The organism is Acinetobacter legionensis (assembly GCF_057165765.1).
Genome location: NZ_CM169896.1, coordinates 2,996,764 through 3,009,486, shown reverse-complemented (window position 1 = coordinate 3,009,486; position 12,723 = coordinate 2,996,764). Strand labels below are relative to the sequence as shown.

Below are 12,723 nucleotides of genomic sequence, written 5' to 3'. Positions count from 1 at the left end.
AACATCGTTTCAATGGGCACATATATACTCAAAAGGCTGTTACTGATCATCCCGACATTGTTCTTTGTTCTCTTGATCAATTTTGTTGTGGTTCAAATTGCACCTGGTGGGCCTGTTGAACAAGCGATTCAACAAGCAGAAAACTTCCAAGGGGTCAATATGACTGCTGGAGGTCTATCATCTTCGGTAAATAACCATGAGTATCGTGGTGCACAGGGCTTAAGCGAAGATATGGTCGATAAAATCAAACAGCAATATGGCTTTGATCGACCTGCACATGAACGATTCTGGTTGATGTTAAAAAACTATTTAGCTTTAGATTTTGGCACGAGTTTTTTTAAAGATAAGCCGGTGACTGAACTGTTATGGGAAAAAATGCCAGTCACCATTTCCTTGGGTGCGTGGAGTACTTTTTTAATTTATTTAATCTCAATTCCTTTAGGGATTAAAAAAGCCAAACAACATGGCTTATTTTTTGATAAATCAACTTCATTACTTTTGGCTGTGGGCTATGCCGTTCCCGCTTTTGTATTTGCAATATTGTTGATCGTTTTTTTTGCTGGTGGTTCTTATTTACAATGGTTTCCTTTACAAGGTTTTGTTTCGGACAACTTTAACAGCCTCAATCTATTTGAAAAAATAGCAGATTATTTTTGGCACATGGCTTTACCTTTGTTGGCCATGGTGCTGGGTGGATTTGCGAGTTTAACCTATCTGACAAAATATTCATTTATGGAAGAGCTCAATAAGCAGTATGTGCTTGCAGCACGAGCAAAAGGCTTAACTGAAAATGACGTGTTATATAAACATGTGTTTCGCAATGCATTGTTGGTGATTGTTGCCGGTTTGCCCGAAGTATTGGTTGGAGTGTTCTTTGTTGGAAATCTACTGATTGAAATTATTTTTAACTTGGATGGCTTAGGCTTGCTGGGTTTTGAAGCCGTGCAACAACGTGATTATCCTGTGATTTTTGGTGCTTTGTTCTTTCTAACCTCATTTGGGCTGATTTTACGTTTAATCTGTGATGTGGTTTATCGTGTGATTGATCCGCGAATTGATTTTGAATCGAGAGGTGCAAAATAATGTCACTGATCATGCAAGCACGAATACAGAAATTTAAGAATAATCGCTTGGGTTTTGTCTGTTTCATTGTATTTATCGTTTTATTTATCCTTTCAATTTCTGCCGAATTTATTGCCAATGATAAGCCCTTATTGGTCAAATACGATCAGCATTATTACATGCCGGTTTTAAAGGCTTATCCTGAAACACATTTTGGAGGGGTCTTTGAAACAGAAGCCGATTATCGTGATCCGGTGGTTCAGCAGTTGATTGAGGAAAAAGGCTGGTCGATTTGGCCACTGGTTCGTTATTCCTTCCAAACTCCCAATTTAGATTTAGCCGTTCCTGTTCCATCACCACCCAGCGCACAAAACTGGTTAGGTACAGATGATCAAGGGCGTGATGTATTTACCCGTATTCTTTATGGTCTACGCATATCACTGTTGTTTGGTTTGGCATTGACACTATTTGCTGCATTTATTGGAATTAGTGTTGGGGCGATACAGGGCTATTATGGCGGATGGGTAGATTTAATTGGGCAACGTCTGCTTGAAGTTTGGGGTGGTTTGCCGACTTTATTTATGGTGATCATCTTGGTCAGTATATTTACCCCGAGTGTTTATTGGCTATTTCTGATTATGTTGATTTTTGGCTGGACAGAGTTGGTCGGTATAGTGCGTGCTGAATTTCTTCGCGCCCGTCATTTAGATTATGTTCAAGCAGCACGTGCCTTAGGGGTGAGTGACTTGGTGATTATGTTCCGACATATCTTGCCCAATGTGATCAGTTCAAGTTTGTCTCAACTTCCATTTATGCTGACTGCAAATATCACCGCACTTACTGCATTGGATTTTTTAGGTTATGGGCTTCCACCAGATGCAGCCTCCCTCGGTGAATTATTACTACAAGGTAAAAATAATTTAAATGCGCCGTGGCTGGCTTTATCCGGATTTTTTACTTTGGCCTTGGTGCTATCTTTATTGATTTATATTGGGGAGGCGACACGCGATGCATTCGATCCAAGACGTCAAAAATGATCAATCTTTGTTGTTGTCTGTCCAACATCTCCATATTGAAAATGAGCGTAAAGAGGTGCTGGTCAATAATCTTAACTTTGACCTACATGTTGGGGAAACTGTTGCGATTGTCGGGGAGAGTGGTTCAGGCAAATCAATTAGTGGTTTGGCGTTACTTGGCTTGCTTCCTGAAAATTTAACTGTGACTGGGCAAGCGTTATATGATGAGCAAAATCTATTGTCTCTTAATCAAAATGCGCAGTTGGCGATCCGTGGTAAAAAAATTGCCATGATTTTTCAAGAACCGATGACTGCACTCAACCCACTACATAAAGTTGAGCGGATTATTGGTGAGACTTTACTTTTAGATGGGATGTCCAAGGAAAAAGTCAGAAAGCGTGTCTATGATTTATTGTGTGATGTCGGGATGGAAGAACCTGAGGATAAGTTGAATCGTTATCCACATGAGTTATCAGGTGGTCAAAGACAGCGTGTTTTGATTGCATCAGTTTTGGCCCAAAAGCCTGAAATTATTATAGCGGATGAACCCACAACAGCCTTAGATGTTACATTGCAATCGCAAGTTTTAAACTTATTACAACTGCTTATTCTAAACCATAAAATGGCGATGATTTTAGTCAGCCATGACTTGAATTTGGTGCGTAAATATTCCAATCAAGTGATTGTGATGAATCAGGGACAGGTTGAAGAAAAAGGCACAGTTCGAAATATTTTTCAAAACCCTAAAACCAGCTATACCCAATATTTATTGGATCATGATTTTGGTGAAGCCAATGCTTTACCACATAAACGTAACTTAGTTTTATCTCTGCATCGTGTTGGGGTTAAATTTCCAATAAGAAAGGGGATATTTAATCGAGTTAAAGATTATTTTGTTGCCGTTGAACCGATCAATTTACGTTTAGATCGAGCTGAGTCCATTGGCATTGTTGGAGAAAGTGGTTCTGGTAAAACCTCTTTGGCGTTGGCAATCGCACGACTTAAACAATGCTCGGGTAATGTTTTCCTACTCAATCAAGACTTGAACAGGTTGAGCCAGCGTAAATTACGTCCACTTCGATCCAATTTTCAGATTGTATTCCAAGATCCGTTAAGCAGCTTAAATCCACGTATGACTGTTGACCAGATTATTCGAGAGGGCTTAACACTACAACGTCTAAAAGAAGCTGAAATGCTGATTCGTATCAATGAAATTTTAGATAAAGTAGATCTCCCGATAACAGTTAAACAGCGTTATCCACATGAGTTGTCTGGCGGTCAACGGCAACGTGTGGCTTTAGCGCGTGCTGTGGTATTACGCCCTAAATTATTGATTCTCGATGAACCAACCTCAGCACTTGACCGGACCACACAGCGTGCGATTGTAAAATTACTGCGTCAGTTACAACAGGATTATCAGATGAGTTATTTATTTATTAGTCATGATTTACAGGTTGTAAAAGCACTTTGTCAGAAAGTTCTGGTATTAAAAGATGCTAAAGTTATCGAATTTCATGACACTCAAGCCTTATTTGATAAACCTTTAAATGACTATACCAAGCGATTAATTGCCGCGAGTCAGTATTAACGCTGTATAGATGGTCTAGTTTAAAAAATATTCACATTAACAAAGTTGACAAAATGCATTGTCAGATTTACGCTTGAACTATTATAAATTTAAATTAGAGTAAAAGCTCTAATCACTAAAGAGATTTGACCATGAGCCATCTTGCACAAGCATTAGAAATAAAAAACACACCATTTAAAAACCGAATTATTAAAGGTGCGATGAGTGAAGCATTGGCCAACCATGCAGGGCAACCGAACCAATTGCATTTAGGTTTATATGATGCTTGGGGGAAAGGCGGCTTGGGTTGTGCCATTACGGGGAATGTGATGGTTGATTTCCGTGCTAAGAATGAGCCGGGTGTTGTTGTAGTTGAAACTGAACGTGATCTTGCCAAACTGACTGAATGGGCAAATGTGGGTAAAAAGCACGGGATGGTACAACTGATTCAGTTATCACATCCAGGTCGTCAGTGTCCAAAAGGGCTCAATAAAGAAACTGTTGCGCCTTCAGCAGTGCCTTTTAGTCCAATGTTGGCGACGACATTTGGTACACCACGTGCACTTAATGAAGCAGAAATTTTGGATATCATTCAACGATTTGCTGAAGCTGCGCGGATCTGTGAAAAAGCAGGATTTGAAGGTGTACAATTACATGGTGCACATGGTTATTTGATCAGTCAATTTCTTTCACCATTGACCAATAAACGTCAAGATCAATGGGGTGGTTCGATTGAAAACCGTATGCGTTTCTTATTAGAAATTTATGCTGCAGTGCGTGCTAAAACCTCAGAAAACTTTATTATTTCAGTCAAACTGAACTCTGCAGATTTCCAGCGTGGCGGAATCACAGAAGAAGAAGTGGTTCAAGTATTTAAAGCCATTGATACAGCAGGGATCGATCTGATTGAGATTTCTGGTGGTACCTATGAAGCACCGGCAATGGCAGGCGCAAAAGCGGATAAACGTAAGCAAAGTACGATTGCACGTGAAGCATATTTCTTGGATTTTGCAGAAAAAATTCGTAAAGAAGTCAAATGTCATCTTATGGTGACAGGTGGTTTCCGTACAGCGCAAGGAATGAATGCGGCTTTAGACAGTGGTGCGTGTGAATTTATTGGGATTGCACGTCCTCTTGCGGTAGAACCTGAAGTCAGCAACAACTTGATTGCTGGTCAGGATGTTCGATATGCAGTAGAACAAATCAAAACGGGTATCCCTTTTGTTGATAAAATGGCGATCATGGAAATTCTGTGGTATGCCGCTCAGTTTAAAGCAATTGGTGAAGGGAAGAAGCCAAATCCTAAGCTTTCTCCACTCAAGGTTTTCTTTAATTATGCAAAAAATAATATCAAAGCGGTGATTCAAGGACGAGTAAACTCGCGAAAATCAGCCTAATAAAGATTGGGAGAAGCGTAGTCGCGACTTAAAAAATTGATTTTAAGGTTGCTATTGGTCTGCTTTAGATCAATACGATTTAAATGTGTCAGCAGACCATTGTCCTTTCACTAAAGCCGTTTGAAAGGCGGGTCTGCTTTCTATTTGCAGAAGATAGCGCTGAATTTCAGTGAACTTTTGATATCTTGGGTGAGGTTCAAAACAGGCTTTGTTTCAACAAGGTCTAAATTAAAAAATGTTGAACTGCTTATTATTACAAAACAAAGCCCTAAAAGCAGCTAGGGCTTTGACAGAAAGCAATTAATCTAGCTATTGGACAATGGGTTAATGCGCACAAAAAGCCATATTAAAATATTCAAATAATTCAGGCGTATTTAACCACAGCATACTTGACAGCCCGAACAGAATAACAATAACCAACCAGATACTGAGCTTGAACCACGAGAATGAGTTAGTCATTAACCACAGCCTCTTCATTGACAAAGAAATGCACAATAACACCGACTATACACAAGGCAATTGAGCATCCCCAAATGATGTTGTAGTTACCCGTTATATCATGATTTAAACCGCCTAGCCATCCACCAAAAAATGAACCAATTTGGTGAGTGAAAAACACTAGACCGCTTAGCATGGTTAAGTATTTTACACCAAACATATTGGCTACAATACCGTTGGTTAGGGGTACAGTCGAGAGCCATAAGATCCCCATAACGATACCAAAGGCGTAAACAGTCCAAATACTCAATGGCAGCATCAGAAACGCAACAATCGCAACGCCACGTAAACCATATAAACCCATAAGCAGATGCGGTTTGGAATACTTACCACCAAGCCAACCTGCGGTATAGGTTCCGATAATATTAAATAGACCAACCAATGCAAGAAAGATCGTTCCAGTGGATGCATCAAAACCATGATCAATCAAATAACCGGGTAGGTGAATGCCTAAAAAAACCACTTGGAATCCACACACCGAGAAACCAAAGGCTAACCATAAAAAAGGTTTATGCTGAAAGGCAATTTTAAGAATCTGTTTAAAGCTTAAATTGGGTTTTATCGCTTGTTTAATTGCATTTGGCGGTACATACATAGGCGCTTTAAGCATCCATGCCAATGGGACAATCAGCACGATGAGTATTGCTGTAATGACTAGCGCAGATGACCAACCAAAGTTCTTAATGAGAAGTAGAGTGGTGGGCAACATAATGAATTGCCCAAATGAACCTGCCGCACTGGCTATACCCATTGCCATACTACGCTTGCTTGGATGCGCTGCTCGTCCTACGGCTGAAAGTAATACCGAGAATGATGTTGCAGAGAGGGCTAAGCCGATAATTAAGCCGACACTGATATCTAGTAACAGCACATTTGAACTGATAGACATTAACAATAGACCAATGGTGTAGAGCACCCCGCCTATTGCAACAATCTTTTTACTGCCATATCTGTCTGCAAGCGCACCAGTAAAAGGTTGTACTGCACCCCAGAATAGATTTTGTATGGCAATGGCTAAACTAAAAACCTGATGACTCCAACCAAACTCATGGCTCATGGGTACAAGATAAAGCCCAAAACCGTGACGTACACCTAAAGAGAGTGCCAAGATAAAAGCACTACCGATGAGCATATAAATGAGTGGTTTAGAGAAACGTGTGTCGTCGTATAGTGCTGACATAAGCTATCCATTGAATCATCATGCGAGAATTGTAGATGATTCAATGGGACTTCGCGATAGAATAAAAATTTATCAATCGATAAATTTCAGTGATCAGTCAGCATATGTTAACGAAAATAAATTTAATTTTTAGAAGCGATAACCCACACCGACATAAGTAATCAGAGGATCAATATCAATTTTGGTTTTGGCTGTAACAAGTTGTTTGTTGGTATTTGAGTCTGAAATGGTAATGGTCGCATCACTACTCATTGGTGCATAAGTGACAGAGCCTACTCCAAACCAGCGATCATTAAAATCATAGGTTGCACCCAGTGTGGCCATAGGTGCCCAAGCATCATCTGCTTCTACTTTAACTACAGGATTTGCAGATGATTTTTTGCCATCTAATGCTGCCCCAGCCTGTCCATCTAATACGTTCTGGATCATGTGACCCGCTGCAATCAGATCGTCTTTTACGCCATTATCGACTTTTAGGTGAGTAAAATGTGCATACATGACACCTACACCCACATAAGGCCGAAGTTTATTCACACCAGATTTACCAAATTGATAATGTAGTTCTGCCGCTGGCAACCATGCAGTTGCAGATGCTGCTTTTGAATGTTTTGTTAAATCAGTAATCGCAATATCTTTTTTTAAGTCAATACTGCCAAGTGGTGTAGAATCTTTACCGGTCAATGGTGCATAGATTTGACCTTCGCCTTCAATCTCAACTTTAGGTGGAACACCTGCTTTAAACTCTAATGAAAGATTATCAGTGAAGTAGTAGTTTCCCATCAGGCCAAAAGTATCCACATCTTTTGCTGTTAGACCAGTGCCTTCAGAGGTCCAACTGGATAGACCATTGACTGTGGCTGTGCCCGTTAAAGCGCCAGGAATTGTGTCACCCAAAAGGCCGATTGCACCATAAAGAAAAGGATTGGATTCTTTAACTGCTGCGTCTAAAACTGCCTTTTTAGAAATATCACCTACTTTAGATTGTGTTCCTTCTGCAACGGCAGTATTCACTTTGATCGGATTAGCGTTACCCTGTGGCATTGCATGTAGCCAACCTGCTGAAACAGAAAAGCGTTTAAACCCATCACCATCTTTAAGACTAAAATAAGGTGAATCTGCATGCGCCATCATCGGTAAAGTCATGCATGAGGTCATGATGCAAAGTAATGGTTTTTTCATAGGTTTGGACTCCATGTCCGTAATTGATACTAATTTTTATGCGTTTTTATTATTAGAAGTTTTTGCTGTTAATTAATGTAGTCTTTACAAAGGCTTTTTTTAAGTGAATGTTCTTTTTTTAATGTTTTATTTATCATAAGTTTATATATGTAATATAACTGTAATCATATTGTCATGATATTACATGCTAAAAATAAGTCACGATCTCGGTTAAAAACAATGATAAAACATTGACTTGGCAGAAAAGGAAAAATTCAAGTTATAACAAAAGGTCATATGAACATGACCTTTTGTTAAGCAGTATAAGTCATTTTAGTCAATGACTTTCATTATTTTTGAAAACGAGATAGATCTTCTTCAGGGCGCGCGGTTAAAACTTCTACACCGTCTTTGGTCACCAGCAGGGTATGTTCGTATTGAGCTGAAAGACTATGGTCTTTGGTCACCACCGTCCATTTATCACCCATTAAACGTGTTTGCCAAACACCCGCATTTACCATTGGCTCAATGGTAAAGGTCATACCTTCTTCTAAAACCATGCCTGAATTAGGTTGACCATAGTGAAGGACTTGTGGTTCATCATGGAATACGGTACCAATACCGTGACCACAATATTCACGCACTACACTAAAGCGTTCTGATTCAACATATTTTTGAATCGCCGCACCAATATCACCAATGGTTGAACCCGGTTTCACGGTTTCCATACCACGGTACATTGCTTCTTGAGCAACTTTACACAAACGTTCAGCAATAATCGATGTTTCACCACCAACCACATACATCATATTGGTATCACCGTGATAACCATCCTTAATCACAGTGACATCAATATTGAGAATATCGCCTTTCTTTAAAATTTTATTTGCAGATGGAATACCGTGACATACCACATGATTTACAGAGGTACAAATCACATGTTGGAATGCAGGGCGACCAGGCGCAGCGCCATAACCTAAACATGCAGGTATAGCGTCTTGTTTGTTGACAATATAGTCATGACAAATCGTATCCAATTCAAGTGTACTGACACCTGGTTTGATATGCGGTTTGATCATATCCAAAACTTCTGCAGCCAATCGACCTGCAACACGCATTTTTTCAATTTCATCTGCGGTTTTGATTAATCGACGTGGCGCTTCGTAAGTACTGTTCATGATCTTTAAAAACTTTTGGAAATTTGTATGTGACTATGGTATAAATAGCCGCCCAATTTATCAAATGCTTTCTGTGACTTTCTTTGTGAATGGTTTATGGAAATATTGATAAGGGTAATTTAAAAATCCGCACATATGTCGTCACATTACTCTGGGTGCCTGAAAGGGTGGAGAATGCGGACATATGGAGGCCTAACCCAAACTTTTAAGGTAAAGAAAATGGCAGATTACAACGTAAGCATGCGCGACCTTCTTCAAGCTGGCGCGCACTTTGGTCACCAAACTCGCTTCTGGAACCCAAAAATGCGTCAATACATTTTTGGTGCGCGTAACCGTATTCACATCATCAACCTTGAACATACTGTTCCTGCGTTAAATGATGCTTTGAATTTTGTTAACAATCTAGCAAGCAAAAAGAACAAAGTATTGTTCGTTGGTACAAAACGTGCTGCTTCTAACATCATTCGTGAACAAGCTCAACGCGCTGGTCAGCCTTATGTTGATCACCGTTGGTTGGGTGGTATGTTGACTAACTGGAAAACTCTTCGTCAGTCAATCAACCGTTTGAAAGATCTTCAAACTCAATCACAAGATGGTACTTTTGCTAAACTGACTAAACGTGAAGCATTAGAACGCGCTCGTGAAATGGAAAAACTTGAACGCTCTTTAGGCGGTGTTAAGAACATGGGTGGTTTACCTGACGCATTGTTCATCATCGACGTTGATCACGAAGCAATCGCGATTAAAGAAGCTAAAAACCTTGGTATTCCAGTAATCGGTATCGTTGATACAAACTCTAACCCAGATAACGTAGATTTCGTTATTCCTGGTAATGACGATGCGATCCGTGCTGTTACACTTTATGCTTCTGCAATGGCTGATGCAATTCTTGCTGGTAAAGAATACGCTCAAACTCAAGCGAATGCTCAAGCTAAAGGCGAAGAAGCTGCGAAAGAAGCTCCTGAGGCTTAATGCGTTTTGACGCAAGCTTGTCATTTTTGTGATTTAAAATGATGACAAATTGAGCGTCGAGAAAGCAAAGCGGCCCAGAGGAACCTTTGGGCCGTTTTTGTTGAACAGATTCATATTCTACCGTATTTAGGAGAACAACATGACTGCAGTTACTGCGAGCATGGTAAAAGAATTACGTGACCGTACTGGTCTTGCAATGATGGAATGCAAAAAAGCATTAACAGAAGCAGACGGTGACATCGAATTAGCGATTGATAATCTTCGTAAATCAGGTCAAGCAAAAGCAGCTAAAAAAGCTGGTAACATTGCTGCTGATGGCGCGATCACAATTGCTCAAGAAGGTAATAAAGCAATTCTTTTAGAAGTAAACTGTCAAACTGACTTCGTTGCGAAAGACGAAAACTTTGCTGGTTTCTCTGCGAAAGTTGCTGCTGCTGCACTTGCTGCTGGTGTAACTGATGCTGCTCAAATTGCTGAATTGAAACTTGAAGATGGTTCAACTGTTGAAGAAGCTCGTATTGCGCTTGTTCAAAAAATCGGTGAAAACATCCAAGTTCGTCGTGCTGCAATTGTTGAAGGTGAAAACCTTGCAGTTTACAAACACGGTTTAAAAATCGGTGTTGTTGTTTCTTACACAGGTTCTGCTGAAACTGGTAAAGGTATTGCAATGCACGTTGCTGCGTTCAACCCAGTTGCTGTAACTGCTGAAGATGTTTCTGCTGATCTTATCGCGAAAGAGAAAGAAATTGCTGAAGCTAAAGCGATTGAATCTGGTAAGCCAGCGAACATCGTTGAAAAAATGGTGACTGGTTCAGTTGAAAAATACTTGAACGAAGTTGTTCTTGAGCGTCAACAATACGTAATCGACAACGACAAAAAAGTTGCTGAAGTATTGAAAGCGACTGCAACAACTGTAGCTCAATTCGTTCGCTTCGAAGTAGGTGAAGGTATTGAGAAGAAAGCTGAAATGAGCTTTGCAGAAGAAGTTGCTGCTGCTCAAGCGGCTGCTAAATAATTTTTACTCACTGAGTATAATTATTGAAAACCCCTCCTTAGAGGGGTTTTTTTTGTCTGTAATTTAATTGAAGTAGATTCAGAAGAATTAATTCATACATATCTAAAAGATTATTCTTTTATAATTCCACAATGAACATTGATTAGACTCAAACTTTATGGCAAATAAAACTCAACTTGGTATTGGTGCTGTAATCGCAGTGATCGTCGCAGCTTATCTAGGCGTTGATCTTAATCAACAAAAAAATCAAGCAACTGAATCCTCTAAAGTTGAATCGATCGATCAGCAAAACAATCATTCACAAGACAATACACAGCATGTGAATGAGCAAAGTAAAGATAACCAATTTAAAGATAAGCCGTCTGCCAATAGTCAAAATCAAAATGGTCTTGAGGTTATTCGAAAAGCCTACGATGCAAAACTCAGTAATGTTCAAGTACAATCGATTGGTCGAGTAAAAGCCGTGTTGCGTGATGATAATGAAGGTTCACGTCATCAAAAATTTATTCTTGCACTGGATAATGGCTTAACTGTACTGGTTGCGCATAATATTGATTTAGCACCCCGTATCGATAATTTACGCAAAGGTGATACTGTCGAATTTTTTGGCGAATATGAATATAGTAATCAAGGTGGTGTAATGCATTGGACACACCATGATCCAAAGCGTCGTCATCAAGATGGTTGGCTAAAACATAATGGAAAAACCTATCAGTAATCTATTGGTTATTCTCTTATGTGCACAAAAGATCTTTGTATTTTCCATGTCTAATCGTATAGATAGCAATTTTGTTCTATACGCTTTTTATAAACATGCTATTTTTAAATTATTATCTAAAGTCTGAATTGAAAAAATGCAGGAGTGGGCAAGCTATTTTCACCTAAAAGAATTGGGTGGATTAGAGTTGTTAAAAGCACAGTATCACCATAAGCAATTTTCAAAGCATGTGCATGAAGGTTATTGTATTGGTGTGATTGAAGATGGTGCACAGAGTTTTTATCGGACTGGGCAGTTACATACAGCACCGAAGGGCGACATTATTTTAGTCAATGCTGATGAAATTCATACAGGTTCATCTGCTGTCGAGTCAGGCTGGAAATATCGTGCAATTTATCCAACGCCAGAAATGTTGTTAGATGCAGGGCAAGATTTTTTTAGTGTTAAAAATAGCGTACCGTGGTTCCCACAAGCAGTTGTGCAAGATGTTGGATTGGCACAGCAACTCTGTTTACTTTTTGATTTATTAGAACAAAAAGAAAATACTTTACTGAAAGAGAGTATGTATTTATCCACTTTAGCCCGCTTAATCAGTCGTTATGGTCGTGCCAAATTAACACCTGCTGAATTACCAGAAGCACAACGGAAAGTTGAAATAGTCAAAGATTTATTAAGCAGTTTTCCTGAGCATGATTATTCGCTCACTGATTTGGCGACATATGTAGGATTAAGCCCTTGGCATTTTTTACGTGAATTTAAAAAATATACGGGCTTACCACCGCATAGCTGGTTGGTTCAAGTCCGTTTACAGAAAGCGCGCCAATTATTAAAACAAGGGCAGAGTATCGCAATGACTGCTCAAAATAGTGGTTTTTCAGATCAAAGTCATTTTAATCGTCATTTTAAAAAAGCAGTCGGGGTTACACCTTCTCAATATTTAAGCACATTAAATATTTAATAAA

Annotated in this window: 11 protein-coding genes and 1 pseudogene; 8 read left to right on the top strand and 4 right to left on the bottom strand. The window is 39.4% G+C overall.

The annotated features are described in order from the left end of the window. The first annotated feature begins 12 nt into the window (after positions 1–12). From AC2G3J_RS13760 to AC2G3J_RS13745, 4 genes are all read left to right on the top strand, one after another. Positions 13–1,083, top strand: coding sequence for a microcin C ABC transporter permease YejB (locus AC2G3J_RS13760; RefSeq protein WP_483770134.1), 1,071 nt, complete (start codon positions 13–15; stop codon positions 1,081–1,083). Then, on the top strand, positions 1,083–2,099 hold the full coding sequence (locus tag AC2G3J_RS13755; RefSeq protein ID WP_483770133.1) for an ABC transporter permease: 1,017 nt from the start codon (positions 1,083–1,085) through the stop codon (positions 2,097–2,099). Before AC2G3J_RS13760 ends, AC2G3J_RS13755 begins: the two co-directional genes overlap by 1 nt. Beyond that, positions 2,071–3,666 carry a dipeptide ABC transporter ATP-binding protein gene (locus AC2G3J_RS13750; protein ID WP_483770132.1) on the top strand — a complete coding sequence of 532 codons (1,596 nt, stop codon included), beginning with the start codon at positions 2,071–2,073 and terminating at the stop codon, positions 3,664–3,666. The genes AC2G3J_RS13755 and AC2G3J_RS13750 overlap by 29 nt, the downstream gene beginning before the upstream one ends. Positions 3,667–3,797: 131 nt before the next feature. Beyond that, positions 3,798–5,042, top strand: coding sequence for an NADH:flavin oxidoreductase/NADH oxidase family protein (locus tag AC2G3J_RS13745; RefSeq protein WP_336953903.1), 1,245 nt, complete (start codon positions 3,798–3,800; stop codon positions 5,040–5,042). A 69-nt stretch (positions 5,043–5,111) separates the two neighbouring features. Here AC2G3J_RS13745 and AC2G3J_RS13740 read toward each other — a convergent pair. The 4 genes and pseudogenes from AC2G3J_RS13740 to map form a co-directional block, all read right to left on the bottom strand. Then, positions 5,112–5,225 (bottom strand): annotated as a pseudogene (locus AC2G3J_RS13740) (glutathione S-transferase); the annotation flags it as partial. Between the two features lie 268 nt (positions 5,226–5,493). After that, entirely contained in the window at positions 5,494–6,720 is a 1,227-nt protein-coding gene (locus AC2G3J_RS13735; RefSeq protein WP_419328158.1) for an MFS transporter, read from the bottom strand. A gap of 129 nt (positions 6,721–6,849) precedes the next feature. Further along, the gene (locus tag AC2G3J_RS13730) at positions 6,850–7,899 is read right to left on the bottom strand and encodes an OmpW family outer membrane protein (RefSeq protein WP_336953901.1); all 1,050 of its coding nucleotides are present in this window, start codon (positions 7,897–7,899) and stop codon (positions 6,850–6,852) included. A 329-nt stretch (positions 7,900–8,228) separates the two neighbouring features. After that, positions 8,229–9,056, bottom strand: a complete 828-nt coding sequence (gene map, locus AC2G3J_RS13725) for a type I methionyl aminopeptidase (protein WP_336953900.1) — start codon at positions 9,054–9,056, stop codon at positions 8,229–8,231. Positions 9,057–9,275: 219 nt separating this feature from the next. Between map and rpsB the strand changes: the two genes are divergently transcribed. From rpsB to AC2G3J_RS13705, 4 genes are all read left to right on the top strand, one after another. Further along, a complete protein-coding gene (gene rpsB, locus AC2G3J_RS13720; protein WP_004722027.1) occupies positions 9,276–10,028 on the top strand; it encodes a 30S ribosomal protein S2 in 753 nt (250 codons plus the stop codon). Positions 10,029–10,167: 139 nt separating this feature from the next. Further along, complete coding sequence (gene tsf, locus AC2G3J_RS13715) at positions 10,168–11,043, top strand: translation elongation factor Ts (protein ID WP_004722025.1); 876 nt, start codon at positions 10,168–10,170, stop codon at positions 11,041–11,043. A 157-nt stretch (positions 11,044–11,200) separates the two neighbouring features. Next, positions 11,201–11,761: a DUF3465 domain-containing protein gene (locus tag AC2G3J_RS13710; RefSeq protein ID WP_419328157.1), complete on the top strand. Its 561-nt coding sequence runs from the start codon at positions 11,201–11,203 to the stop codon at positions 11,759–11,761. Positions 11,762–11,897: 136 nt separating this feature from the next. Next, positions 11,898–12,719 carry an AraC family transcriptional regulator gene (locus AC2G3J_RS13705; protein WP_004722023.1) on the top strand — a complete coding sequence of 274 codons (822 nt, stop codon included), beginning with the start codon at positions 11,898–11,900 and terminating at the stop codon, positions 12,717–12,719. Positions 12,720–12,723 lie beyond the last annotated feature (4 nt).

Coding starts and splice junctions, on each gene's coding strand:
- AC2G3J_RS13735 (WP_419328158.1), bottom strand. CDS start 6,720: ATGTCAGCACTATACGACGACACACGTTTCTCTAAACCACTCATTTAT.
- AC2G3J_RS13760 (WP_483770134.1), top strand. CDS start 13: ATGGGCACATATATACTCAAAAGGCTGTTACTGATCATCCCGACATTG.
- map (WP_336953900.1), bottom strand. CDS start 9,056: ATGAACAGTACTTACGAAGCGCCACGTCGATTAATCAAAACCGCAGAT.
- tsf (WP_004722025.1), top strand. CDS start 10,168: ATGACTGCAGTTACTGCGAGCATGGTAAAAGAATTACGTGACCGTACT.
- AC2G3J_RS13730 (WP_336953901.1), bottom strand. CDS start 7,899: ATGAAAAAACCATTACTTTGCATCATGACCTCATGCATGACTTTACCG.
- AC2G3J_RS13755 (WP_483770133.1), top strand. CDS start 1,083: ATGTCACTGATCATGCAAGCACGAATACAGAAATTTAAGAATAATCGC.
- rpsB (WP_004722027.1), top strand. CDS start 9,276: ATGGCAGATTACAACGTAAGCATGCGCGACCTTCTTCAAGCTGGCGCG.
- AC2G3J_RS13710 (WP_419328157.1), top strand. CDS start 11,201: ATGGCAAATAAAACTCAACTTGGTATTGGTGCTGTAATCGCAGTGATC.
- AC2G3J_RS13705 (WP_004722023.1), top strand. CDS start 11,898: ATGCAGGAGTGGGCAAGCTATTTTCACCTAAAAGAATTGGGTGGATTA.
- AC2G3J_RS13750 (WP_483770132.1), top strand. CDS start 2,071: ATGCATTCGATCCAAGACGTCAAAAATGATCAATCTTTGTTGTTGTCT.
- AC2G3J_RS13745 (WP_336953903.1), top strand. CDS start 3,798: ATGAGCCATCTTGCACAAGCATTAGAAATAAAAAACACACCATTTAAA.